The organism is Methylorubrum podarium (assembly GCF_040270385.1).
Taxonomy (GTDB): domain Bacteria; phylum Pseudomonadota; class Alphaproteobacteria; order Rhizobiales; family Beijerinckiaceae; genus Methylobacterium; species Methylobacterium podarium.
This window is the reverse complement of record NZ_JBELQE010000041.1, coordinates 1-22,878: the sequence shown is the minus strand read 5'-3', so window position 1 is coordinate 22,878 and position 22,878 is coordinate 1. Positions and strand designations below refer to the sequence as shown.

Here is a 22,878-nt window from a genome sequence, read left to right as displayed (position 1 = left end):
GTATATCACAACGTCTAACCGACGGATCGTTATCAGTGTATAACATTCATGCCCGGAGCCGACCCACGCATGACGCCCCTCGTCCTCGCCGCGAATCTGGGCCTCAGCTTCGCCGCGCTTGCCGCCCTCTGCCTCAGCCTGAACCGGCACCATGCCGAGGTCTTCGACCGCAAGGCGGAGCGGGCGGCGGCCCTGCGCCTGCGCCTGTTCGGCTGGGGGGCGATCGCCCTCTCCTTCCTCGTCGCCGGGCTGTGGGAGGGCTGGGCGTTCGGCCCCGTGCAGTGGATCGGCGCACTCACCGGGGCGGCCGTGGGGCTGGTTCTGCTCCTGTCCTACCGGCCGCGCTACGTCGCCCCCGCGGCGCTCGCCGCCCTCGTCGCGGCGGCCCTGCCGCTGGCGGTCCTCGCCGTCTCGGCCTGATGCGCCCGCTGCCGCCGCCTGAGGCGCTCGCCCATGCGGGCCGCCTGCTCGCCGCGCACGGCTTTCGCGAGACCGCCCGCAACACCCGCGGCGACAGCCTCTATCTCGCCCGCGGCGAGGGTCCGGAGCGGCTGCGCCTGTCGAACCATGCCCGCACGCCGAAGCAGCGGCGCATCCACCCGGAGGTCGTGGCGAGCCTCGTGATCCGCGCACCGAAGACGGAAGTGCAGGTCGCCGCCCTGGTGGAGGCGGCCCTGCGCGACTTCGCCGGCGGGCTCGCGCGGCAGGCCTCCCGCCTCACAGAGCCGCGCTGACCCGGCGCATCCGGCGCCGGTCCTGCGCCTCCTACGCGCTCCGGCCGGCGATGGCGTTGCCGTGGCCAGTTTACGCGCCCCGATGCGCCGCCGCTGCTCGAGGTGCGTCTGCGCTGGACACAAGCTTGGCAATCTGACCATTCTCAAATCAGACTTGTGCGCCCGACGAATCGCACCATCAGTACGCGAGTTGTCAACCAATAGGGGAATGATCTTGGCTCTGCCAATCGTATTCAACAACACGGTGTTCCGCGCCGGACAATTTGCGGGTGCGACCATATCAAACAACAATGGCACAAGCTTTGCCGTCGATAGCATCAACAGGGATTACAACGTCGTTGCCAATGGATCCGTATCGAACCCCAACGATCCGGTAAATTTCTCTATCAATCGGTTCGGAGTGGAGGCCAACCCGACTTATTACGCGACAAATTTTGACAATCCGGATTTCCTCGTGCTCGCAAGCCAGCCGAACGCAGCCGGCGGTGCCAGCAGCTATATCGTTCTGTCGAACAGTCCGCTCACGCTCGGACAGGTCGTGAATGTGAGCAATACGGCTCTGGGCGACTACAACGTCCTCTGTTACGGCTCGGGCACCCGCATCCTGACCGAGCGCGGCGAGGTGGCCGTCGAGGATCTGCGCGCGTGCGACGTCGCGGTCACCGCGTCCGGCGCGCGCCGGCCGGTCACCTGGATCGGCCACCGCACCCTCGACGGCGGCGGCAGGGCCCTGCAGCACGACCGGCAGCCCATCCGCGTGCGCGCGGGCGCCTTCGGCGGCGGCCTGCCCAAGCGCGATCTCTTCCTCTCGCCGGGCCACCCGGTTCTGGTCGGGGCCGATGCCGACAACGAGGGCGGCGTGCTCGTGCCCGTGATGTGCCTGATCAACGGCACCACGGTCACCCGCGAGGCGGTCGAGGCCGTCACCTACTGGCACGTCGAACTCGACGCCCACGACCTCCTGCTGGCCGAGGGCTTGGCCGCAGAGAGCTACATCGACGGCGGGGACCGTGCCTTCTTCGTCGAAGGCTCCGACCACGCCCTGCACAACCCCGATTTCGTGCCCGCCGGCTGGGACGGCCGCTGCCGGCCGGTGGCCGTGGACGGGCCGCGGGTCGAGGCCGAGCGCCTGCGTCTCGACGCCGTCTTCGCGGCCACCCTGGACCGTCACGGCGCATGGTCGGACGGAGAGCTGGCGCTGTAGGCCGGCAGAACGCCACCGGCCAGATTGTGCAACCCGTGCGTCAGAGGCCCGCGCTCGCCCCGCGCAGCCGGCGGCGCTCTGAGGGCAGTTCGAACACCCCGGCCCAGAGGCCGAGGCGGCGGCCCCAGGCGCGGCGGTCTTGGTCGGTGTAGTCGGCCGAGACGCTGCGGTCGGCCACCGCGTATCCGTTGGCGACCATCCAGGCCGCGAGGTCGTCCTCCCCGAGCCGGCATAGGACCCCGGCGCGGCCGTTCGCGGCAGCGCGCAGCTCGCAGGTCACGCTCTCCCCGCCGATCCGCGCCGCCAGAGCCTTGGCGGCGGCACGGCCGCAGGAATAGTCGCGCTCATGCCCGTCGGAGCAGGTCTGGTCGAGGTCGGGCGCATCGATGCCGTGGAGCCGCAGGCGCCGGCCGCCGATCTGGAGGGTCGCACCGTCGATCACCGTGGCCGGACCGCTCACCGTCCGGGGGGCGGCCTCGTCCGCCGCGCGGGCCGGCGGCGCCTGGAGTCCGGCCAGCAGCGCCAGGGCGGGAACGAGGAGCGCGGCCGGCAGATGCCGGGTGCCCGGCTCGTCCGGGGGGCGATCCCCGTTGGATCGGGCCGGGCTGGCGATGGTGCCGACGAGGCAGGCGGCGTAGATCAGCAGGATGGTGGTGGTGAGCGACATCGGGATCGGTCTCGCGAGGAGAGTGCGCAGGGCGCGCCGGTCAGGGCCGCGCCGTCGATGCCGCTGTCTCGCAAACCCGAGGGCGCGCGAGCCTGACGCCGCCTGTCAGCCTCGCGTCAGGCGGACTCGGGCACGTCCGGCCCGCGCCATGATCCGTCCGCTGCTCCGCTCGCTCCTCCTCGCCCTGGCCCCGGCCCTCGGCGCCGTGCCTCTTGTCGCCACCAATGCGCGGGCCGACGACGACGGCGAGCGGGCGCGCCGCGCCCTGGAGCGGGGCGAGATCCGCCCCCTCGACGCCGTGCTTGCCGCCGCCCGCGCCGCCGTGCCGGGGGACGTCGTGGCGCTCGACCTCAAGCGCGACGACGGGCGCTGGCTCTACAAGCTGCGCATCCTCGGCACCGACGGGCGCCGCCGCGACGTGAAGATCGATGCCAGCTCCCTCAAGCTCCTCGACGTGGACGACGATGATTGAGGTCGGCACGCACCGGGAGGCCCCATGCGCATCCTCGTCGTAGAGGACGAGCCGCGCATCGCGGCCGACATCCGCGAGGGCCTCGAACGGGCCGGCTACGTCGCCGAGATCGTCGGCGACGGCGAGGCGGCGTGGTTCCGGGCCGAGACCGAGACCTACGACGCCATGGTGCTCGACCTCGGCCTGCCCCGCCTCGACGGGCTCGGCGTGCTGCGCCGCCTGCGCGGGGCCGGCGTGGCGCTCCCGGCGCTGATCCTCACCGCCCGCGACGGCTGGCGCGAGCGGGTCGAGGGGATCGACGCGGGCGCCGACGACTACCTCGTCAAGCCGTTCCGGATGGAGGAACTGGTGGCGCGGCTGCGGGCCATCCTGCGCCGCACCGCCGGCCACGCCTCCCCCGTGCTGCGGGCGGGCGCGGTCGAGCTCGACACCCGCACCCGCGCGGTCTCGGTGGCGGGCCGGGAGACCGACCTCACCGCGCTGGAATACCGCCTGCTCGCCTTCCTGCTGCACCGTCAGGGGCAGGTCGTGCCGGCCGGCGAGCTGCTCGACCACCTCCACGGCAGCGACAGCGACCGCGAGGCCAACGCCCTGGAGGCCCTGCTGACCCGGCTGCGGCGCAAGCTCGGCCCCGGCATCATCGAGACCCGCCGCGGCCACGGCTACATCGTGCCGGCCGATTCGTCCGGCAGCCCGGAAGCACGATGAGCCCGAGCGCGTGATGCCGGTCCTGACACGCGGCTCGCTGCGCCTGCGGCTCGGCCTCGCCGCCGCGGGGCTGATCGCCCTGGCGCTGGCGCTGGCGGGCGTGGGGCTGACGCTGATCTTCGACCGGGTGCTCGACGCCCGCACCGCCGACGGCCTCGACCGGACCGCCAAGCTCATCGCCGGGCAGATCGCCCTGACCCCGGACGGCGCCCCGATCCTGCCCCGCGAGCCGCCGGATTCGCGCTTCTCGACGCCCTATGGCGGCCTCTACTGGCAGGTCGAGCGGCAAGTCGATCGGCAAGTCGAGCAGCAAGTCGCGCACGCGGGCGGCACGCCCCTGCGCTCGCGCTCGCTCTGGGACAGGCGGCTCGGCACGGTTCCCGACGGCTCCGAAGAGCCGGCCATCGGCGACCTCGCCGGGCCGGATGGCGGACGGCTCATCGCCGTCACCCGCCGCGTCACGATTTCCGACAAGGGCGCCCCGGTCACCCTCGCCGTCACCGTGGCCGAGGACCGCCGCGACCTCGCCCAGAGCCGCGCCACCTTCCTGCGCCTGCTGGTGCCCTCGCTCTTCGCCCTGTTCGCGGCGCTAACGCTCGCCATGTCGCTGTTCGTCCGCCAGGCCCTCGCGCCGTTCCGGACACTCCGGGCGGATCTCGCCGCGATCCATGCCGGGACGCGGGCGCGGCTGCCCGAGACCTTTCCGGAGGAGGTGCGCCCGCTGGTGGCCGACCTCAACCGCCTGCTCGACGCCCAGGAGCGCGACCTGGAGCGGGCGCGCACGGGCGCCGGCGACATGGCCCACGGCCTCAAGACCCCGCTCGCGGTGCTCGACGCCCTGGCCCGCCGCACGGAGGCCGCCGACCCCGCCCTGGCGGCGGAGATCGCCGAGCAGGCCCAGGCCATGGGCCGGCAGGTCGAGCGCACGCTGGCCCGGGCACGGGCGGCCTCCGGCGGCCTGCGGCGGCGCGCCTGCCCGGTCGCCCCGGCCGCGGCGCGGATCGTCGGCGCCCTCGGGCGGCTGCCCGAGGGCGAGGCCCTGCGCTGGGAGATCGCGGTTCCCGAGAGCCTCGCCTTTCCCGGCGACGAGGGCGACCTGACCGAGATCCTCGGCAACCTCCTCGACAACGCCCGCAAATGGGCCCACCGCCGCATCCGCGTCTCGGGGCGCGCGGAGGGCGGGGAAGGCTGTGTGGTGCTGGAGGACGACGGCCCGGGCATGAGCGAGGCGGCGATCGCCGGCATCGCCCGCGGCCGGCGCTGGGACGAGACCCGGCCCGGCACCGGCTTCGGCATCGCCATCGCCCGCGACCTCGCGGAAGGGGTCGGCGCACGGATGCGCCTCGGTCGCTCCGAACTCGGCGGCCTGCGGGTGGAGGTGCGCTGGCCCGTCCCGGCCGCCTGACGGCGGCCCGCGCGAAAAGCCTCAGGCCGCCGCCTGCCCGAGGGCGCCGAGCAGGTCGGAGCGGCAATAGGGCTTCGGCAGGAAGCCCGCATCAGGCAGCGCGTCGGGGTTGGGCCGAAGCCGGCCCGAGGTGACGACGAGGCGGATATGCGGCCAGCGCGCCCGCACCCGGGCCGCCAGCGTCAGCCCGTCCATCGAGCCCGGCATGTCGATATCGGTGAACAGCGCATCGAAGGCCTGCGCCCGCCCCTCCAGGAGTTGCAGCGCCGTGTCGGCGTCCGGCGCCTCGGCCACCGGCAGGCCGGCATCCTCCAGCATGTCCACGGCGACCATGCGCACGAAGCACTCGTCCTCGACGACGAGAATGCGGGGCGCGGGGGACGGACGGGTCGGCTCGGGGAGGGAGGTCATCGGTGAGCGGAGCGGGCTGGTGTGGGTCGAGGGGAAACGGTCTTCCTCAAAGAGCCCGCGCGGCGATTGGTTTCAGCGGAGCCGCAGAAGATTTCATGAAACATTTGCAATAAATCGCGGCAGGACCAGCACGCCGGCCGCTCGGCGGACTGCGTATTGCCACCCCCCTGCCTTTGCATTACGGAGCCCGAAACCGGGTGCTCGAGGCCCGCCGTGACGCCTTCATGACGACGCCCCTGGCCCTTCCCGTCGGCGCCCGCGACCGGCACCCGCCCCGCTTCTCCGCGTCCCCGCCGCAGCGTTCGGCCACGACGCCGATGGGCTCGGGCCGGGGAGCCGAGCTGCCTCCGGTATCGGCGGGGCAGGAAACCGTCCTGGAGAACCGTCTTGGCGGCTAAATCCCCGGCGTCATCCCAGGCGTCCGAGTCCCCGACGTCCGAGTCCCCGGCGTCCGAATCCGCGAGCCCGCCCGCCGGCGCTCCCGCGCTCGCGAAGGTCGCCACCGGCATCGACGGCTTCGATGCCATCACCTTCGGCGGCCTGCCGAAGGGACGGCCCTCGCTGATCTGCGGCGCGGCCGGCTGCGGCAAGACGCTGTTCGCCACCACCTTCCTCGTCAACGGCGCGACCCGCTTCGGCGAGCCCGGCGTGTTCATGAGCTTCGAGGAACGCGCGGAGGATCTCGTCGCCAACGTCGCCTCCCTCGGCTACGACCTCGACGGGCTGGTGGCCCAGGGCAAGCTCGCCATCGACCACGTGCGGGTGGAGCGCAGCGAGATCGAGGAGACCGGCGAGTACGACCTCGAAGGGCTGTTCATCCGCCTCGGCTTCGCGGTGGATTCGATCGGCGCCAAGCGGGTCGTGCTCGACACGATCGAGACCCTGTTCGCCGGCTTCTCCGACGAGACGGTGCTGCGCGCGGAGCTCCGCCGCCTGTTCGGGTGGATCAAGGACCGGGGCCTGACCGCGATCATCACCGGCGAGCGCGGCGACGGCCAGCTCACCCGCCAGGGGATGGAGGAATACGTCTCCGACTGCGTGGTGCTGCTCGACAACCGCGTCGAGGACCAGGTCACCACCCGGCGCCTGCGCGTGGTGAAGTACCGCGGCTCGGCCCACGGCACCAACGAGTACCCGTTCCTGATCGATGCCGAGGGCATCAGCGTCCTGCCGGTCACCTCGGCGGACCTCGACTACAGGATCGCCGAGGGCGTGATCTCCACCGGCATCGCCGGCCTCGACGCGATGCTCGAACCCGGCGGCTTCCACCGCGGCACCAGCATCCTGATCTCGGGCGAGGCCGGCACCGGCAAGACCATGATCTCGTCGAGCATGATCGACGCGGCCTGCACCCGGGGCGAGCGCTGCATGGCCTTCGTGTTCGAGGAGAGCGGCCAGCAGATCGCCCGCAACGCCCGCTCCATCGGCCTCCACCTCGCCCGGCACGTCGAGGCGGGCCTGCTGCGGTTCGAGGCGGCGCGCCCGAGCCTCTACGGGCTGGAGATGCATCTGGCGCGCATGCACCGCGACATCGACCGGTTTCAGCCCAGCCTGGTGGTGATCGACCCCCTCTCCGCCCTGCGGGGGCCGGCCGTCGAGCTGCAGGCGACGATGCTGCGCATGATCGACATGCTGAAGAGCCGCGGCATCACCGCCGTCTTCACCAGCCTGCGGGAGGACGGCGAGATCGACCACGAGGCCGCCATCGGCGTCTCCTCGCTGATGGATGCCTGGATCAAGCTCCTCAACGTCGAGACCAACGGCGAGCGCTCGCGCACGCTCTACGTCATCAAGGCCCGCGGCATGCGGCACTCGAACCAGGTGCGCGAGTTCACCCTCTCGAGCGAGGGCATCGCGCTCATCGATGCCTATATCGGCCCGGCGGGCGTGCTGACCGGCACCGCCCGGATGGTGCAGGAGGCGGAGGAAGCCGCCGCCGCCCTGCGCCGCGAGCAGGAGAACCGGCGCCGCCAGCGCGAGGCCCTGCGGCGCCGCCAGTCGCTGGAGCGCCAGATCGACGAGCTGCGCGCCACCCTGGAAGCCGTGGAAGAGGAAGAGGCCGTGCTTCTGAACGAGGACGCGATGCGCGAGGCGGCGCTGACGAGCGAGCGGTACGACCGCGCCGCCCGCCGGGGAGGCACGCAATGACCGGGTCCGGGCCGAGGGGCGAGGACGGCGAGGCCGCCGACGGCGCGATCGACGACGGCCGCTACCGCCTGCGCCTCTACGTGGCCGGGCAGACCGCCAAGTCGCTCGCCGCCATGGCCAACCTCAGGCGCTTCTGCGAGGAGCACCTCGCCGGCCATTACGACATCGAGGTCATCGACCTGATGAAGAACCCGCAGCTCGCGGCCGGCGACCAGATCCTGGCGATCCCAACCCTGGTGCGCCGCCTGCCCGCGCCGCTCAAGCGCATCATCGGCGATCTGTCCAACACCGAGAAGGTGCTGGTCGGCCTCGATATCCGGCCCAAGGATCTCGGATCGGCGGATCTCGTGTCGAAGGCGGACGGGCTTTGAGCGGCGGGGAGGTCAGGGACGGCGGCGTGGCCGGGCGCACCCGTCTGCGCCTCTACGTCGCCGGCACCTCGCCGCGCTCGACCCGCAGCATCGAGAGCGTGCGCCGCCTGTGCGAGCGCTGGCTCAAGGGCGCGTGCGACCTCGAAGTGGTCGACATCTACCAGCAATCGGCCCTCGCGGGCGCCGACGGCGTGGTCGCGGCGCCGACCCTGGTGCGGCTCTCCCCCCTCCCCGCCCGGCGCATCGCCGGCGACCTGAGCGACGAGCGGCGCGTCCTCGACGGGCTGGAACTCGACGAGGTCGCGCGGGCGGACCGGCGCGAGACCGTGGGCGGGGGCGCCGATGAGCGCTGAGCCGGCTGCCGCGGCGCTGGCCGAGGCGCAGGCGCGCATCCGCGAATTGGAGTCGCGCCTGGAGGAGGTCGAGGACACCCTCGCGGCGATCCGGCGGGGCGATTTCGACGCCATCGTGGTCGAGGGGCCGGCCGGCGAGCGGCTGGTCTACACCCTGGAGAACGCCGACCGGCCCTACCGGGTGCTGATCGAGCAGATCCAGGAGGGCGCCTTCACCCTCGGGCCCGACGGGACGCTGCTCTACTGCAACCGCCGCCTCGCCGAGACCCTGGGCACCCCGCAGGAGCGCCTGATCGGCCAGCCCTTCGCGCGCTTCGCCGCCCGGGGCCAAGTGGCCGCCCTCGCCACCCTGGTCGCCCAGGCGGCGCGGATGCCGGCCCGCGGCGAGATCGCCCTGTGCGACGAGGGCGGGAACGAGCGTCCGGCCTACCTCTCGCTGAGCCGCCTCGACGGCGACGGCGACACCCTCCTGCTCTGCGGCGTGCTCACCGACCTGACGGCGGAGCGGCTGCGGCTGCACGAACTCGCCGAGGCCAACGAGCGCCTGCGCGCCGAGGTCGCCGAGCGCGAGCGGATCGAGGAAGCCCTGCGCCAGAGCCAGAAGATGGAGGCGGTGGGCCAGCTCACCGGGGGCGTCGCCCACGACTTCAACAACCTGCTCACCGTCATCAAGTCGTCGACCGACCTGCTCAAGCGCCCCGACCTCGCCGAGGAGCGCCGCCGCCGCTACGTCGACGCCATCTCCGACACGGTGGGGCGGGCGGCCAAGCTGACGGGCCAGCTCCTCGCCTTCGCCCGGCGCCAAGCGCTCAAGCCCGAGGTGTTCGATGCCGGCCGCGGCGTCGCGGCGGTGGCCGACATGGTCGGCACCCTGACCGGCGCGCGCATCCAGGTGAAGACCCTGATCGAGCCCTGCTTCGACGCCGCGGGCGAGCCCTTCGCCTGCCTCGTCGAGGCCGATCCGAGCCAGTTCGACACGGCGCTCGTCAACATGGTCGTCAACGCCCGCGACGCCATGGACGGCGAGGGCACGCTCACCATCCGCGTCGGCCATGCCGGGCAGATCCCGGCCCTGCGCACCCACCCGGCGGTGCCCGGCGACTTCGTGGCGGTGTCGATCTCCGACACCGGCTCCGGCATCGCGCCGGCCGACCTGTCGCGGATCTTCGAACCGTTCTTCACGACCAAGGGCGTCGGCCAGGGGACCGGGCTCGGGCTCAGCCAGGTCTTCGGCTTCGCCAAGCAGTCGGGCGGCGACATCGCGGTGGAGAGCGTGCCGGGACAGGGCACGACCTTCACCCTGTTCCTGCCCCGCGCCAAGATCGCCCCGACCCTCGCCGAGGCCGTCGACGAGCCCGAGCCCCTGGCCCCCGGCCACGGCACGTGCGTGCTGCTGGTGGAGGACAACCGCGAGGTCGGCGCCTTCGCGACGCAGGCGCTCGCCGAACTCGGCTACGGCACCGTCTGGGCGATGGATGCGGAGCAGGCTCTGGCCGAGCTCGACCGGACGCCGGACCGGTTCGACGTGGTGTTCACCGACGTGGTGATGCCGGGCATGAACGGGGTCGAACTCGCCCGCGCGATCCTGGGCGAGAGACCGGGCATGCCGATCGTGCTCTCCTCCGGCTACAGCCACGTGCTCGCCGAGGACGGACGCCACGGCTTCCCGCTGCTGCACAAGCCCTACTCGGTGGAGGATCTCTCGCGCATCCTGCGCCGGGCGATCCAGCGGCGCGCGGCGCGGGCGCGGTGATCGGCCCTTCGCCCGCAACGGCTTCGCGCGCGGACAAGAAAAAAGGCTCGGATCGCTCCGAGCCTTGAAGGGAAAAGGCCATTGGGGGCTGAACTGGCCTTCGTAACCAGACAATGCGCCGGAGGCGGATCGGTTCCGCAAAAAAGTTTCGCGAAATCTCGTGCCGGTTTCAGCGCGGTGCCGCGGCCCGGCGCAGGCGGTCGTTGATCGCCTCGCCCAGGCCCTCCTCCGGCACCGGGACGACGGCGATGGTCGGCGCGCCGGAGGCGTCGAGGCGGCGCAGCGCCCCGAACAGCCGGGCAGCGGCCTCCGCCGGATCGCCGCGCTCGCTCAAGGATTCGACCGCCGCCGCCCGCTCCAGCCCGGCGGGACGAGAGGCGCCGAACAGCAGGACCGCCTCCCCCGGCTCGATGCCGGTCGCGTCGAGCCGCACCCCGGCCCGCGGCGCGTAGTGCGAGGCGAGCAGGCCCGGCCCCACCGGCCGCGACCCGGGATCGCCCGCCGCCTCCGGATCGAGGCCGAGCAGGGCGGCCAGCGCCGCCCGCGTCACCCCGCCGGGGCGCAGCAGCCGCGGCGGCCCGCCGAGGCAGGCGACCACGGACGACTCGACCCCGACCGGGCACTCGCCGCCGTCGAGCACGGCGGCGATGCGCCCGTCGAGATCGGTCAGCACGTGGTCGGCGCTGGTGGGACTGACCCGCCCCGACCGGTTGGCGGAGGGCGCCGCCACCGGCCGCCCGACCCGCTCCAGCAGCGCGCGGGCGGTGGCGTGGGCCGGCACGCGCAGGGCCACGGAGTCGAGCCCGGCGCGGGCGAGATCGCAGACGGAACCGGTGGGGGCCGCCGGTACCACCAGGGTCAGCGGCCCCGGCCAGAATGTTTTCGCCAGCCGGAGGGCGGCTTCGTCGAACACGCCCTCGGCAAGCGCGGCCTCGATCGTCGCGACATGGGCGATCAGCGGATTGAAGCGCGGGCGGCCCTTGGCCGCGTAGATCGCGGCCACCGCCTCCGGGTCGGTGGCGTCGGCCCCGAGCCCGTAGACCGTCTCGGTCGGCAGGGCGACGAGGCGGCCCGCCCCGATCAGCGCGGCCGCCCGCGCGAGGCCGTCCGCGTCGGCGGCCAGGCGCAGCGTGGGAATGGTTGACGGTGGGGCGTCCATGTCGGAGTGGATGCGAGGAAGAGCGGCCGGCCGTAAACCCTGCGACCGCAAGCCGTCAAACGGGATCGCTGCCTTCGCGGGCCGCGGGAGGAACGTGAGAAGACCATGAGCTATCGCGCGCCCGTCGAGGAGATGGCCTTCACCCTCCGCCACGTCGCGGGACTCGACGCCGTGCTGGCGCGGAGCGGGGCCGAGATCGACCCCGAGGATGCGGTCGCCATCCTCGAAGAGGCGGGCCGGCTCGCCGGCACCGTCATCGCCCCGCTGAACCGCATCGGCGACCGCCACGGCACGCCGTTCGCGGACGGGACCGTCACCACCGCGCCGGGCTGGCGCGAGGCCTACCGCGCCTTCGTCGAGGGCGGCTGGAACGGCATCCTCGCCGCCCCCGACCACGGCGGCCAGGGTTTGCCGCACCTGATCGCCGCCGCCTGCACCGAGATGTGGAACGGGGCGAACCTCGCCTTCGGCCTCTGCCCGCTGCTCACCGCCGGCGGCATCGAGGCGCTGGCCGCCCACGGCTCCGACGACCTCAAGGGCCGCTACCTCGAAAAGCTCGTCTCGGGCGAGTGGACCGCGACCATGAACCTGACCGAGCCGCAGGCGGGCTCGGACCTCTCCGCCCTGCGCACGCGGGCCGAGCCCAACGGCGACGGCAGCTACCGGATCACGGGCGCCAAGATCTACATCACCTACGGCGAGCACGATCTCGCCGACAACATCTGCCACCTCGTGCTGGCCCGGCTGAAGGACGCGCCCGCCGGCACCCGCGGCATCTCGCTGTTCCTCGTGCCGAAGGTGCTGCCGGACGGGAGCGTCAACGACCTGCGCTGCTCGGGGCTGGAGCACAAGCTCGGCATCCACGCCTCGCCGACCTGCTCCATGGCCTTCGGCGATCACGGCGGGGCGACCGGCTGGCTGATCGGCGAGGAGAACCGGGGCCTGGCCTGCATGTTCACGATGATGAACTCGGCCCGGCTCAATGTCGGCCTGCAGGGCGTCGGCGTGGCGGAAGCCGCCACCCAGAAGGCCCTCGACTATGCCCGCGAGCGCCGCCAGGGCCGGGCACCGGGGGCTCCCGAGCCGGTCAGCGCGATCGTGGCGCATGCCGACATCCAGCGCATGCTGCTCACCATGAAGGCCTACACGGCGGCGGCGCGCGGCATCTGCTACCTCACCGCGCAGGCCCTCGACGCGGCGCACGGCCCCGAGGGCAAGGCGGCGCACGACCGCGCCTCGCTGCTGACGCCGGTGGCCAAGGCCTTCTCCACCGACATCGCCAACGAGGTGACGTCGCTGGGCGTCCAGGTCCATGGCGGCATGGGCTTCGTCGAGGAGACGGGCGCGGCCCAGCTCATGCGCGACGCCCGCATCCTCGGCATCTACGAGGGTACCAACGGCATCCAGGCGATCGATCTCGTCACCCGCAAGCTGCCGCTCGACGGCGGCGCCACGGTCGGCGCCCAGATCGCCGCGATGCGGCGGGTGGCGGAGGGGCTCCTGAAGGACGGCGCCCCCGGCTTCGGCCACGCGGCGGCGCGCCTGCGCGAGGGCATCGGCAGCCTCGACCGGGCGACGAGCTTCCTGCTCAAGGCGCTCGGCTCGAACCGCCCGCAGGAGGCCTTGCCCGGCGCGACGCCGTATCTCCGCCTGTTCGGCCTCGTGCAGGGCGCGGCCTGCCTCGCGGCGGCGGGGCTCGCGTCGAGCGCGGCGGTGAAGGCGGGCGAGACCGATCCGGCCCACGCCGCGCGCATCGCGCTCGCCCGCTTCTTCGCCGAGAACCTGCTGCCGGCAGCCGGCGGCCTGGAGCAGGCGATCCTGACCGGCGGCGACTTCGCCGACGATCCCGCCTTCGCGCTGGCGGGGTGATCTGATCTAGCGCGCCGCGTCCGGGCCGTAGCCCGCGTAGAAGACCCGCACGGCTTCCGCGACCCGGTGCCGGATCTCGGCCTCGTCCGGCGCCGCGCCCGCGTTGAACAGAAGCCGGGTCAGCATCCCGGCCTGGCAGAGCTGGAGGAAATGCTTGGCGGCGAGATCGGTGTCGGCGGCCTGCAGGCGCCCGGCCGACACCTGCGCCTCGATATAGGCCTTCAGCCGCTCGACCCCGCAGGCCGGGCCGGCCTCGTAGAAGGCCTGCCCGAACCGGGGAAATTTTTCGCAGGCGCCGATCACCATGCGGATGATCGAGACGTGCTCCGGCCGCGCCATCATCGCAAGGTAGCTGGTGCCGAGCCGCGTCAGCACGGCGCGCACGTCCGGATCATCCTCGTCGAGCCGGAACAGGTTCTCGGCCAGCCCCGCCTTCGCCTCGGTGGTCAGAGCCTCGAACAAGGCTTCCTTGCTGTCGAAATAGACGTAGAGCGTGCCCTTCGAGACATTCGCCGCCTTGGCGATCTCGCCCATGCTGGCCCCGTCGAAGCCCGACGCCATGAAGACCTGGCGCGCGCCCTCCAGGATCTGCCGGCGCTTCTCGCTCTCGCCCGACGCCGCCTGTGAGGTGGCCTGCCCTCGCTCCAGTATCGCCGCGCCCGCCATCGCACCCGCCACTCAATCGCGTTGACCGAACCGTTCAGTCAATGCTAACTAGCCCCCGAATGACGGCGGCGTCAACCTGATCCGCCGAATGACCGAACGGTTCGGTCAATGCATGTCTGGGACATCAGCCATGTCGCTTCGTGAGGATACCGGCCGTCCCGAGGCCGTTCTCGAGGGTGCCGAGGAGGAGCGGGCCGAGCGCGGCCGCGCGCCGGCCCTGCCCCCGACGGTCATCGCCGAGCCGATGCCGCCGGCCCCAACCGCCAAGCCCCGCCGTCCGCTGCGGCGCGCGGTGCTGGGCCTCGTGCTCTGCGCGGCCCTGGGCGGCGGCGCCTATGCCGGCTGGGACTGGTGGACGGTCGGGCGCTTCTTCGTGAGCACCGACGACGCCTACGTGCAGGCGGACATCTCGGTGCTCGCCGCCAAGGTGTCGGGCTATCTCGCGGCGGTGCCGGTCGTGAACGGGCAGGCGGTGAAGCGGGGCGACGTGATCGCCCGGCTCGACGACGGCGATTACCGCCTCGCCCTGCAGGCGGCGCAGGACAAGCTCGCGACTCAGGAGAGCACCATCGCCCGGATCGGCCGGCAGGCCGAGGCCGCGCAGGCGCAGGTGCTGCAGAGCGCGGCCCAGATCGATGCGGCCCGGGCCGACGCGGTGCGGGCGGGTGCCGATTACGCCCGCGCCACGGGGATGCAGGCCGACTACGTCGCCAAGTCCCGCCTCGATCAGGCCAAGGCCGACCGCGACCGCACCGAGGCGGCGGTGAAGTCCGCCGAGGCCGCCCTCGTCGCCGCCCGCGCCAATGTCGAGGTGCTGCGGGCGCAGACGCGGGAGGCCGAGAGCCTCGCCGCGGAACTGCGCACGGCCGCCGACCGCGCGCGGCGCGACCTCGACTTCGCGGTGATCCGTGCGCCCTTCGACGGCGTCGTCGGCAACAAGGCGGTGGAGGCCGGCGCCTACGTGTCGCCGGGCTCGCGGATCGCCGCCCTGGTGCCGCTCCGCAGCGTGCGGGTCGACGCGAACTTCAAGGAGACGCAGCTCGCCCGCGTCCGGCCGGGGCAGGAGGTCCACATCCACGTCGACGCCTATCCCGACCGCGACATCGTCGGCACGGTGGAATCGCTCTCGCCCGCCTCCGGCTCGGTCTTCAGCCTGCTGCCGCCCGACAACGCCACGGGCAACTTCACCAAGATCGTCCAGCGCCTGCCGGTGCGCGTCCACGTGCCCGAGGATGTCGCCGGCGAGGGCCTGCTGCGGCCCGGCCTCTCCGTGGTGGTGCGGGTCGACACCCGCGAGGGCGCCGACGCGCCGGTGCAGAAGCTCGCCGCCCGGCGCTGAGAAGTCTTCCGTCCCGCAAGAGGGGCCGACACGACCGCCCGTCCCAACCACACCCTCATCCTGAGGTGCCGCAGCGAACGCGGAGGCCTCGAAGGATCATCCAGATCCCGCGCGATCCCTGGAGGATCCTTCGAGGCCCGCTGACGCGGGCGCCTCAGGATGAGGTCGCGGCTGGGAGAGATTCTCGAACCCTCACCGAGGCGCCCCATGGCCGCCACCGCCGCCCTCGCTGCGACCCCCAAAAATCCCGCCGCCGAACCGCCGCTCGACCGCCGCCGCATGGTGGCGTTCCTGTGCATGGTGTTCGGGATGTTCATGGCGATCCTCGACATCCAGATCGTCTCGGCCTCGCTCAACGAGATCCAGGCCGGCCTCTCGGCCTCCGGCGACGAGATCCCCTGGGTGCAGACGAGCTACCTCATCGCCGAGGTGATCTCGATCCCGCTCTCGGGCACCCTGTCGCGGGTGCTCTCGACGCGCTGGATGTTCGCGATCTCGGCCGGCGGCTTCACGCTGATGAGCCTGATGTGCGCCACCTCCTCGTCGATCGGCGAGATGATCGTCTGGCGCGCGCTCCAGGGCTTCATCGGCGGCGGCATGATCCCGACCGTGTTCGCCTCGGCCTTCACGATCTTTCCGCCCTCCAAGCGCCCGATCGTCTCGCCGATGATCGGCCTCGTGGCGACGCTCGCGCCCACCATCGGCCCGACGGTCGGCGGCTACCTCACCGACCTGTTCTCCTGGCACTGGCTGTTCCTGATCAACATCGTGCCGGGCATCTTCGTCACCGTCTCGACCTGGTTCCTGGTCGATTTCGACCGGCCGAACTTCGACCTGCTCAAATCCTTCGACTGGGCCGGGCTCGCCTTCATGGCGGGTTTCCTCGGCTGCCTCGAATACGTGCTGGAGGAGGGTCCGAACCACGACTGGCTGCAGGACGAGGCGGTGTTCGTCTGCGCCCTGGTCTGCGCCGTCTCGGGCCTGGCCTTCTTCGCCCGCGTCCTCACCGCGCGCCAGCCGATCGTCGACCTGCGCGCCTTCTCCGACCGCAACTTCGCCGCCGGCTGCGCGGCGAGCTTCGTGCTCGGCATCGGCCTCTACGGCCTGACCTACCTCTACCCGGTCTATCTCGCCCGGGTGCGCGGCTACTCGGCGCTCCAGATCGGCGAGACGATGTTCGTCTCGGGGCTGTGCATGTTCGCCACCGCCCCGATCGCCGGCAAGCTCTCGGCGAAGCTCGATCCGCGCGTCATGATGGCGATCGGATTCACCGGCTTCGCCGTCGGCACCTGGATCGTCACCGGGCTCACCAAGGACTGGGACTTCTATGAGCTGCTGTGGCCGCAGATCCTGCGCGGCTGCTCGCTGATGCTGTGCATGATCCCGATCAACAACATCGCGCTCGGCACCCTGCCGCCGGAGCGGATGAAGAACGCCTCCGGCCTGTTCAACCTCACGCGCAACCTCGGCGGCGCGGTCGGGCTGGCTCTCATCAACACGATCCTGAACGCCCGCTGGGACCTCCACCTCGCCCGCCTGCACGAGCGCTTCACCTGGGCCAACGGCGCCGCGCTGGAACGCCTCGACGCCATGCGGCGCCAGTTCGAGGTGTTCGGCGGCGACGCCAACGGCATGGCGCTGAAGGCGCTCAACAACACCGTGCGGATCCAAGGCTTGGTGATGAGCTTCGAGGACGTGTTCCTCGTCCTCACCGTGCTGTTCCTGGCGATGGCCTGCGGCACCCCGCTGATCCGCCGCCCGCGCGGCGCCGCCCCGGCCGGAGCGGGGCATTGAGGGCGGGCGAAGCCTCTCAACCCGCGCGGAAGGCCGGCCTCACGCCGCCTTCGCCCCGGCGGCCCGGTCCGGGATGGTGATGCGGAAGCGCGCCCCGCCCGCCGTCTCGTCGAGGCAGAGGGTGCCGCCGTTGAGCCGCACCAGCTCCGAAGCGATGGCGAGGCCCAGCCCCGTGCCGCCGGCCCGGGTCGAGCCCTGGAAGGCGGCGAACAGGTTCGCCTTGGCCCGCTCGGGCACGCCGGGGCCGTTGTCGGTCACGAGGACCGTGACCGCGCCCGCGCCGGGCCGCCCGCTGCGGAGCCCCTCGATCAGCACGAGGCCGTCCACGGTCTTCGCCGCGGCATGGGCCTGGACCGCATTGCGCACGAGGTTGGTCAGCGCCCGCAGGAGTTGCTCGGGATCGACGTCGATCTCGAGATCCGGCGCCGCGCGCACCTCCACGCGGAGATGGGCCGCCGGCATCAGGTCGGCGAGGTCGGTCAACTCCTCGAGCAGGGGCGCCAGCGCCACCATGCGCCGCTGCGGGTTCGGCTCCGTGGCGCGGCCGTAGGCGAGCGTCGCCTCGCAGAAGCGGATCGCCCGGTCGAGGGTCTCCACAAGGCGCGGCGCCACCCGCTGCACCAGGGGGTCGGAGACGCTCTCCAGGCGGTCGCCGAGAAGCTGGGCGGTGGTGAGCAGGTTGCGCAGCTCGTGGTTGATCTTGCTCACCGAGAGGCCGAGCTCGGCCAGCCGCCGCCGCTGGCGCAGCTCGCCGCCGAGGGCCACCTGCATCCGGGCGAGCGCGTTCTCCGCCTGCCCGATCTCGTCGGTGCGCGCCGAGCGCCGGGTGACCCGGTCGGTGCATTCGGGGTCGTCGGCGAAGGCGGTGATGTCGCGGGCGAGCCGGACCACCGGCCGCACGATCGCCCGCTGCAGCACGAAGAAGACGAGTCCGGCCGCCAGCACCGCGATGATGAGGCAGGCGACGAGGAGCCGGAGCGAGAAGTCGGCCAGCGACGCCCGCAGGGGGCCCTCGTCGAGCAGAACCTCGACGGCGTCGAAGCCGTCCTGCCCCGGCCCCAGCGCCCGGATCGGCGCGTCGGTGGAGAGGAACAGCGTCCGGAAGGCGCCGACGACCGAACCCGTCAGGCCGCGCTCGCGCAGGTCGACCGTCTCGGCCACGGCGGACGGGACCGGCCCGTCGGTGAGATAGCGCCAGGTGTCGCCGACCCGCACGGCGATGGCGCGGGCGCCGACCCCCATGAGCAGGCGCCGGGCGGTCTCGTCGGGGACCTGTCCCTCGGGGGCGGCGTTCAGCACGAGGGCGGCGACCCGCGCCGCCGCGACCCGGTCGGACAACCGCGACATCCGGTAGGTCGCCACTGCCGGGACGTAGATCAGGATCTCGGCCAGGACGACGAAGGCCACCGTCAGCAGGAACAGGCGGCCCGACAGGCCGAGCCGCCCGAGCCAGGCGAAGGCGCGCGAGCGCGACGGCGGCGACGCGCCGGCCGGTTCCTCGATATGCCAGGGCAGGGCGGCCGTCGCCGCCGGATCAGTCTGCGCCACGCCCGCCGGCTCGGAGGGCCGGCCGGGAAACGGAAGGCGGGGCCGTTTCAAGCGTCACCCGTCGTTGTCTCGTTCAATCGCCGTTCGAACGGCGCGCCTCTCGTGCCGGCTCCCGCTGTCGCACAGGTTGTGCGGCGGACCGGCGACGCGCGCCATTCGCTTGTGCGCAAGTCTTATGCGCGAAGCGCCCGCCGCTCAAGCCGTCGGCGCAGATAAACTGTCAAAAGAGCAAATCCTGCCAGGGCCGCCAGCGCCGCCACCATGCCGGGCGTCACCAGGGCGCGCAGATCGATGGCTTGCGAACAATCCGTTCCCCCGGCCGCGAGGCAGTCCGCCCTCAGCGCGTCGCGGGTGGCCAACAGGTCTTCGAGGCCGGCGCCGAGCCCGGCATAGATGAAGGCGCCGGGCGTCAGGCCGAGCAGGGTGGCGAGCGCGAAGGTGCGCAGCGTCACGCCGAAGGCCGCCGGAGCGAGGTTGGTGATCCAGTAGGGGAAGATCGGCAGGAGCCGCATGATCAGGATGTAGCCGAAGCCGTCGCGGCGGAACCCGTCCGCGAAGCGCCCGAGCCGGGGTCCGGCCTTGCGCCGGATCAGGTCGCCGGCGGCGTAGCGCCCGACCGAGAACACGATCGACGCCCCCGTCGTCGACGAGCCGATGGCGATCAGGGCGCCGGTCACGGGGCCGAACAGCAGCCCGGCCAGCACCGTGAGCACCAGCGTCGCGGGCAGCGAGACCACGACCGAGCCGACATAGACGAGACAGGCCAGCGCGACCGCCCGCGCCCGGTCCTCGGCGATGAGCGCCTGAAGCCAGACCCGCGACGCGGAGAGCCGGTCGAGGTCGAGGAGATGGGCTCCGCCCGAGGCGAGGATGCCGACGGAGAGCGCGGCCAGCACCACGAGCGGGAGCCAGCGCAGCCAGGGCCGGCGCGGCCCCGGCGGTTCGCACAGAGGAGTCCGGTCACTTGGCCAGTCACTCGGCCGGTCACCCGGCCCATCACTCGGCCGACCGCCCTCCCCGCCCTCTGGCATCATCGGCCTGCCTCCGCCGGACGGTGTTCGCGAGTCCGTCCTCAGCCCCGCTTGCGCATCCGCAGGATCTTGAAGAAGCCGCCGGGGAAGGTCGGCGCGAGGCCGACGACCTCGACGCCGTTGCGGCGGGCCCAGGCCTCGATCCGGGTCGCCTTGAAGTCCGAGGACCAGCCGATCTTGGTGCAGAGCGGCGCGACGATCTCCTCGACCCGCGCCACCGGCCCGTCGGACTGGCCGAAATGGTTGGCGAGCACGATGCCGCCGCCGGGGCGCACCACCCGCAGGAACTCGGACAGCGCCGCCTCCGGGTTCGGCACCAGGGTGATGAGGAACTGCGCCACCACCGCGTCGAAGCTCGCGTCGGCGTAGCCGAGGCGGCACACGTCCATGACCTGGAGCCCCTTCACGTGGGTCAGCCCCTTGCGCCGGACCTTTGCGCGGGCGCGCTTGAGCATGTCCTCGGAGAGATCGACGCCGCAGACGAAGCTGTCGCGGGGATAGTAGCCGAGTGACAGGCCGGTGCCGACGCCGGCCTCCAGCACCCGCGGCCCGTGGGCGACCGCCGCCTCGACGGCGGCGCGGGCGGCGGGCTCGGTGAGCTTGTCGTAGACGACGTCGTAGACCGGCGCCCAGCGGGCATAGGCCTTGCGCATCAGCTCGGTGGTCGGCCCGGCCTCGGGCGCCCGCTCTCTCAGCATCTAACCGTCACCCTCTCCGATCGCGGCTCACGACGCCTCCCCGCCCGGGCACGGGCGCGGCCTGGAGCGCGTGAACGTCAATGAAATTGCGGGAAATCCAATCCGGCGCGGCGCGAAGCGATCCCATCAGGCCGCCTCGGCGGCGCCTGCCTGCAACGCGCCGATGCGCCGGATGGTGCCGCCGCCGAGCACCTGCGCGCGCGGGCCGTCGTCGGCGTAGATCACGCAGGCCTGGCCCGGCGAGACGCCGTCCTCGGGCACGACCAGCTCGACCTCGGCGCAGGCCTCGGCCGCGTTCCACGACAGGCGCGCCGGCCTCGGCTCGCGGGTCGAGCGCACGCGCACGGCCACGGGCCGATCCGCGACGTCTTCCGGCGCGCCGCTCCCGAGCCAGTTGAGGTCGGCAAGGCGGATGCGGCGGGTGGCGAGCGCCGCGCGCGGCCCGACCACGACGCGGGCGGTCTCGGGCTCGAGCCGCACCACGTAGAGCGGTTCGCCGACGGAGAGCTTGAGGCCGCGGCGCTGGCCCACCGTGTAGTGGATGATGCCCTCGTGCTCGCCGAGCCGGCGGCCGTCGAGATCGACGATCTCGCCGGGGCGGGCCGCCTCGGGCCTGAGCTTGGCGATCACGTCGGCGTAGCCGCCCTGGGGCACGAAGCAGATGTCCTGGCTGTCGGCCTTGTCGGCGACCGCGAGGCCGAGGTCGCGGGCGAGGGCGCGGGTCTCGTCCTTCGGCCGCTCGCCGAGCGGAAACCGCAGGTAGGCGAGCTGCTCGGGCGTGGTCGCGTAGAGGAAGTAGCTCTGGTCGCGGGCGGGATCGAGGGCGCGGTAGAGGGCGCGTCCCCCCTCGGGCAGCGCCCGGCTCGCCACGTAGTGGCCGGTCGCCAGCGCCTCGGCGCCGAGATCCCGGGCAAGGCCGAGCAGGTCGCGGAACTTGACCGAGCGGTTGCACTCGACGCAGGGGATCGGCGTCTCGCCGGAGAGGTAGCTCTCGGCGAAGCGGTCGATCACCGATTCCCGGAAGCGGTCCTCGTAATCGAGGACGTAGTGCGGGATGCCGAGCGTCTCGGCCACGGCCCGCGCGTCGTGGATGTCGCGGCCGGCGCAGCAGGCGCCCTTGCGGTGGGTCGCCGCGCCGTGGTCGTAGAGCTGGAGCGTGACGCCGACGACGTCGTAGCCCTCGCGCTTCAACAGCCCGGCGACCACCGATGAGTCGACGCCGCCCGACATGGCGACGACGACGCGCGTCTCGTGCGGGGGCTTCGGGAGATCCAGCGAGTTCATGGCCGGTGATGAGGGCCGGTTGCCGGCCGTTGGCGGAGCCTTCGGGCGCGCGGACCTTGCGGGGTCCGGACGCGTCTCGCGGATGTCTATAGCGATCCCGATCCGGACTTTCCAGGGATGGCTGGGTCGCGCGCGGGCCGAGCGCATGCCTCGCCCCCCGCGGACGGCCGGCAAATCCTGCCGGGAGGACGGCAGATCCCGCCGGGCCGGGCGGCGGCGGCCTCCGCGCGCTCGGATTTTCTCGTGAAAGTTCAGTTGCTTACGAAATTCCGACGGTGGCGCGCGGATTGCTGTGACCTCCCGCGGCTTCGGCCCCGGAGGATGAGGACGGCATCGTGGTTTCGCGCGCGGATCTGGCGGAGGTGTTTTTCAGGCAGCCCGTGCGGCCCGCCTCGTCCGCGGGCCGCGGGAGCGAGGCCGCCGCGCGCTTCAGCCTGGAGGCCCCGGAGCGCAAGCCCGCGGCGCCGGCCCGGCCCGCTCCCCGCCGCGACGAGGCCGCGTCCCCCCGGAGCGATGCCGGCAGGGCGGATAGGCGGGAAGCGGCGAGGGCCGAGATGGCCAAGACCGAGATAGCCAAGACGGAGACGGCAAGGACCGAAGCGGCCAAGGCCGAGGCCGCCAAGACTGACAGAGCCAAAACCGATAGGGCCGTGAGCGGGCGATCCGAAGCGCCCCCGCAGGACCGCACGCACCCCGCATCGGCCCGCAACAAGCCGCCCGCTGCGACCATGCGGGATGGCATGGACGCCGGCGCGGCCCGGGCGCCGGGCACCGCCGCCTCGCGGCGGCCGGAGCGGCCGGCCGCCGAAGGCGCGGAGGCGGCGCAGACGGCGGCCGCGGAAGGCGCCGCCGCGGAAGAGGCCGGGGCCGCCGTCCTGTCCGAGGACGAGACGCGGGAGCAGGACGAGACCGATCCCGCGGCGCCGGAGGCCGCCGATCCCACCGCCCTCCTCTCCCCGCCGCCCGCTCCGATCCCGGCACCGCCGAATCCGGCTGCCACGACGGCGGGTACGGCCGCGGGGGAAGGCGGGCTCGGCGAAGGGCAACCCGTCGCGGGCGGGCTCGGCGATGCGGCCGCACCCGCGCAGGCCGCGAAAGCCGCCGCGGTCGAGGCATCCGCCTCCGCCGCGGCGGGCACGGCCGGGTTCGAGGCGGCGCTCGCCGGGACGCAGGCCGACGCGCCCGCTCCGGCGCCCGCCAGCCCTGCCCCCGCTCTCGCCCCGCCCCGCGGGCGGGAGGCGCGCCGGCCCCCCGCCGGCGGGGG

The 22,878-nt window shown here is 72.8% G+C and carries 21 protein-coding genes and 1 pseudogene; 14 read left to right on the top strand and 8 right to left on the bottom strand.

Translation table 11 applies throughout. From position 1 onward, the window contains the following. Nucleotides 1–69 precede the first annotated feature (69 nt). From ABS772_RS06525 to ABS772_RS06515, 3 genes are all read left to right on the top strand, one after another. Nucleotides 70–420 (top strand): DUF3325 domain-containing protein, encoded by a 351-nt coding sequence (locus ABS772_RS06525; protein ID WP_238254691.1) that lies wholly within the window; start codon nt 70–72, stop codon nt 418–420. After that, nucleotides 420–734 carry a hypothetical protein gene (locus tag ABS772_RS06520; protein WP_350393105.1) on the top strand — a complete coding sequence of 105 codons (315 nt, stop codon included), beginning with the start codon at nt 420–422 and terminating at the stop codon, nt 732–734. The genes ABS772_RS06525 and ABS772_RS06520 overlap by 1 nt, the downstream gene beginning before the upstream one ends. 208 nt (nt 735–942) lie before the next feature. Further along, complete coding sequence (locus ABS772_RS06515; protein WP_407942968.1) at nt 943–1,938, top strand: Hint domain-containing protein; 996 nt, start codon at nt 943–945, stop codon at nt 1,936–1,938. A 40-nt stretch (nt 1,939–1,978) separates the two neighbouring features. Here ABS772_RS06515 and ABS772_RS06510 read toward each other — a convergent pair whose 3' ends face one another. Continuing rightward, complete coding sequence (locus ABS772_RS06510; protein ID WP_350393104.1) at nt 1,979–2,605, bottom strand: thermonuclease family protein; 627 nt, start codon at nt 2,603–2,605, stop codon at nt 1,979–1,981. Between the two features lie 148 nt (nt 2,606–2,753). Here ABS772_RS06510 and ABS772_RS06505 point away from each other — a divergent pair, with 148 nt between their 5' ends. From ABS772_RS06505 to ABS772_RS06495, 3 genes are read left to right on the top strand one after another with little or no spacing between them, the layout of a single operon-like run. Then, a complete protein-coding gene (locus ABS772_RS06505) occupies nt 2,754–3,077 on the top strand; it encodes a PepSY domain-containing protein (protein WP_350393102.1) in 324 nt (107 codons plus the stop codon). Between the two features lie 24 nt (nt 3,078–3,101). Continuing rightward, nucleotides 3,102–3,785: a response regulator transcription factor gene (locus ABS772_RS06500; protein WP_350393100.1), complete on the top strand. Its 684-nt coding sequence runs from the start codon at nt 3,102–3,104 to the stop codon at nt 3,783–3,785. 22 nt (nt 3,786–3,807) lie between these two features. Continuing rightward, on the top strand, nt 3,808–5,190 hold the full coding sequence (locus tag ABS772_RS06495) for an ATP-binding protein (RefSeq protein WP_350393108.1): 1,383 nt from the start codon (nt 3,808–3,810) through the stop codon (nt 5,188–5,190). Nucleotides 5,191–5,211: 21 nt separating this feature from the next. Here ABS772_RS06495 and ABS772_RS06490 read toward each other — a convergent pair whose 3' ends face one another. Beyond that, the gene (locus tag ABS772_RS06490) at nt 5,212–5,601 is read right to left on the bottom strand and encodes a response regulator (RefSeq protein WP_238257796.1); all 390 of its coding nucleotides are present in this window, start codon (nt 5,599–5,601) and stop codon (nt 5,212–5,214) included. Between the two features lie 507 nt (nt 5,602–6,108). Between ABS772_RS06490 and kaiC the strand changes: the two genes are divergently transcribed. Genes kaiC through ABS772_RS06470 form a run of 4 tightly spaced genes read left to right on the top strand, consistent with a single transcriptional unit; the run spans nt 6,109 to nt 10,226 of the window. Further along, complete coding sequence (kaiC, locus tag ABS772_RS06485; protein WP_407942969.1) at nt 6,109–7,749, top strand: circadian clock protein KaiC; 1,641 nt, start codon at nt 6,109–6,111, stop codon at nt 7,747–7,749. Beyond that, complete coding sequence (locus ABS772_RS06480) at nt 7,746–8,120, top strand: circadian clock KaiB family protein (RefSeq protein ID WP_350393096.1); 375 nt, start codon at nt 7,746–7,748, stop codon at nt 8,118–8,120. Before kaiC ends, ABS772_RS06480 begins: the two co-directional genes overlap by 4 nt. After that, a complete protein-coding gene (locus tag ABS772_RS06475; RefSeq protein WP_350393094.1) occupies nt 8,117–8,473 on the top strand; it encodes a circadian clock KaiB family protein in 357 nt (118 codons plus the stop codon). The genes ABS772_RS06480 and ABS772_RS06475 overlap by 4 nt, the downstream gene beginning before the upstream one ends. Next, nucleotides 8,463–10,226: an ATP-binding protein gene (locus tag ABS772_RS06470; protein WP_350393092.1), complete on the top strand. Its 1,764-nt coding sequence runs from the start codon at nt 8,463–8,465 to the stop codon at nt 10,224–10,226. The genes ABS772_RS06475 and ABS772_RS06470 overlap by 11 nt, the downstream gene beginning before the upstream one ends. Before the next feature lie 169 nt (nt 10,227–10,395). Here the strand turns inward: ABS772_RS06470 and ABS772_RS06465 are convergent, their stop codons facing one another. After that, nucleotides 10,396–11,385: an L-threonylcarbamoyladenylate synthase gene (locus ABS772_RS06465; protein ID WP_350393090.1), complete on the bottom strand. Its 990-nt coding sequence runs from the start codon at nt 11,383–11,385 to the stop codon at nt 10,396–10,398. 105 nt (nt 11,386–11,490) lie between these two features. Between ABS772_RS06465 and ABS772_RS06460 the strand changes: the two genes are divergently transcribed. Continuing rightward, on the top strand, nt 11,491–13,254 hold the full coding sequence (locus ABS772_RS06460) for an acyl-CoA dehydrogenase (RefSeq protein ID WP_350393088.1): 1,764 nt from the start codon (nt 11,491–11,493) through the stop codon (nt 13,252–13,254). Between the two features lie 6 nt (nt 13,255–13,260). Here ABS772_RS06460 and ABS772_RS06455 read toward each other — a convergent pair whose 3' ends face one another. Next, entirely contained in the window at nt 13,261–13,920 is a 660-nt protein-coding gene (locus tag ABS772_RS06455) for a TetR/AcrR family transcriptional regulator (RefSeq protein WP_350393107.1), read from the bottom strand. 130 nt (nt 13,921–14,050) lie between these two features. Here ABS772_RS06455 and ABS772_RS06450 point away from each other — a divergent pair, with 130 nt between their 5' ends. Continuing rightward, a complete protein-coding gene (locus ABS772_RS06450) occupies nt 14,051–15,259 on the top strand; it encodes an HlyD family secretion protein (protein ID WP_350393086.1) in 1,209 nt (402 codons plus the stop codon). A 207-nt stretch (nt 15,260–15,466) separates the two neighbouring features. After that, a complete protein-coding gene (locus tag ABS772_RS06445) occupies nt 15,467–17,053 on the top strand; it encodes a DHA2 family efflux MFS transporter permease subunit (protein WP_350393084.1) in 1,587 nt (528 codons plus the stop codon). A gap of 39 nt (nt 17,054–17,092) precedes the next feature. Here the strand turns inward: ABS772_RS06445 and ABS772_RS06440 are convergent, their stop codons facing one another. From ABS772_RS06440 to mnmA, 4 genes are all read right to left on the bottom strand, one after another. After that, nucleotides 17,093–18,601: a sensor histidine kinase gene (locus tag ABS772_RS06440; RefSeq protein ID WP_350393082.1), complete on the bottom strand. Its 1,509-nt coding sequence runs from the start codon at nt 18,599–18,601 to the stop codon at nt 17,093–17,095. Nucleotides 18,602–18,774: 173 nt separating this feature from the next. Continuing rightward, complete coding sequence (locus ABS772_RS06435) at nt 18,775–19,635, bottom strand: TVP38/TMEM64 family protein (protein ID WP_350393080.1); 861 nt, start codon at nt 19,633–19,635, stop codon at nt 18,775–18,777. Nucleotides 19,636–19,673: 38 nt separating this feature from the next. Beyond that, nucleotides 19,674–20,330, bottom strand: coding sequence for a class I SAM-dependent methyltransferase (locus ABS772_RS06430; protein ID WP_238256507.1), 657 nt, complete (start codon nt 20,328–20,330; stop codon nt 19,674–19,676). A 126-nt stretch (nt 20,331–20,456) separates the two neighbouring features. Beyond that, nucleotides 20,457–21,614: a tRNA 2-thiouridine(34) synthase MnmA gene (gene mnmA, locus ABS772_RS06425; protein ID WP_350393078.1), complete on the bottom strand. Its 1,158-nt coding sequence runs from the start codon at nt 21,612–21,614 to the stop codon at nt 20,457–20,459. Nucleotides 21,615–22,264: 650 nt separating this feature from the next. On the opposite strand from mnmA, the pseudogene ABS772_RS06420 reads away from it, so the two are divergent. Continuing rightward, a pseudogene (locus ABS772_RS06420) lies at nt 22,265–22,878 on the top strand (flagellar hook-length control protein FliK); the annotation flags it as partial.

Bases quoted from the DNA above. Each gene is read 5' to 3' on its own strand.
- ABS772_RS06525 (WP_238254691.1), top strand. From the start codon at position 70: ATGACGCCCCTCGTCCTCGCCGCGAATCTGGGCCTCAGCTTCGCCGCG.
- ABS772_RS06520 (WP_350393105.1), top strand. From the start codon at position 420: ATGCGCCCGCTGCCGCCGCCTGAGGCGCTCGCCCATGCGGGCCGCCTG.
- ABS772_RS06515 (WP_407942968.1), top strand. From the start codon at position 943: ATGATCTTGGCTCTGCCAATCGTATTCAACAACACGGTGTTCCGCGCC.
- ABS772_RS06510 (WP_350393104.1), bottom strand. From the start codon at position 2,605: ATGTCGCTCACCACCACCATCCTGCTGATCTACGCCGCCTGCCTCGTC.
- ABS772_RS06505 (WP_350393102.1), top strand. From the start codon at position 2,754: ATGATCCGTCCGCTGCTCCGCTCGCTCCTCCTCGCCCTGGCCCCGGCC.
- ABS772_RS06500 (WP_350393100.1), top strand. From the start codon at position 3,102: ATGCGCATCCTCGTCGTAGAGGACGAGCCGCGCATCGCGGCCGACATC.
- ABS772_RS06490 (WP_238257796.1), bottom strand. From the start codon at position 5,601: ATGACCTCCCTCCCCGAGCCGACCCGTCCGTCCCCCGCGCCCCGCATT.
- ABS772_RS06480 (WP_350393096.1), top strand. From the start codon at position 7,746: ATGACCGGGTCCGGGCCGAGGGGCGAGGACGGCGAGGCCGCCGACGGC.
- ABS772_RS06470 (WP_350393092.1), top strand. From the start codon at position 8,463: ATGAGCGCTGAGCCGGCTGCCGCGGCGCTGGCCGAGGCGCAGGCGCGC.
- ABS772_RS06465 (WP_350393090.1), bottom strand. From the start codon at position 11,385: ATGGACGCCCCACCGTCAACCATTCCCACGCTGCGCCTGGCCGCCGAC.
- ABS772_RS06460 (WP_350393088.1), top strand. From the start codon at position 11,491: ATGAGCTATCGCGCGCCCGTCGAGGAGATGGCCTTCACCCTCCGCCAC.
- ABS772_RS06455 (WP_350393107.1), bottom strand. From the start codon at position 13,920: ATGGCGGGCGCGGCGATACTGGAGCGAGGGCAGGCCACCTCACAGGCG.
- ABS772_RS06450 (WP_350393086.1), top strand. From the start codon at position 14,051: ATGTCGCTTCGTGAGGATACCGGCCGTCCCGAGGCCGTTCTCGAGGGT.
- ABS772_RS06445 (WP_350393084.1), top strand. From the start codon at position 15,467: ATGGCCGCCACCGCCGCCCTCGCTGCGACCCCCAAAAATCCCGCCGCC.
- ABS772_RS06435 (WP_350393080.1), bottom strand. From the start codon at position 19,635: ATGATGCCAGAGGGCGGGGAGGGCGGTCGGCCGAGTGATGGGCCGGGT.
- ABS772_RS06430 (WP_238256507.1), bottom strand. From the start codon at position 20,330: ATGCTGAGAGAGCGGGCGCCCGAGGCCGGGCCGACCACCGAGCTGATG.
- mnmA (WP_350393078.1), bottom strand. From the start codon at position 21,614: ATGAACTCGCTGGATCTCCCGAAGCCCCCGCACGAGACGCGCGTCGTC.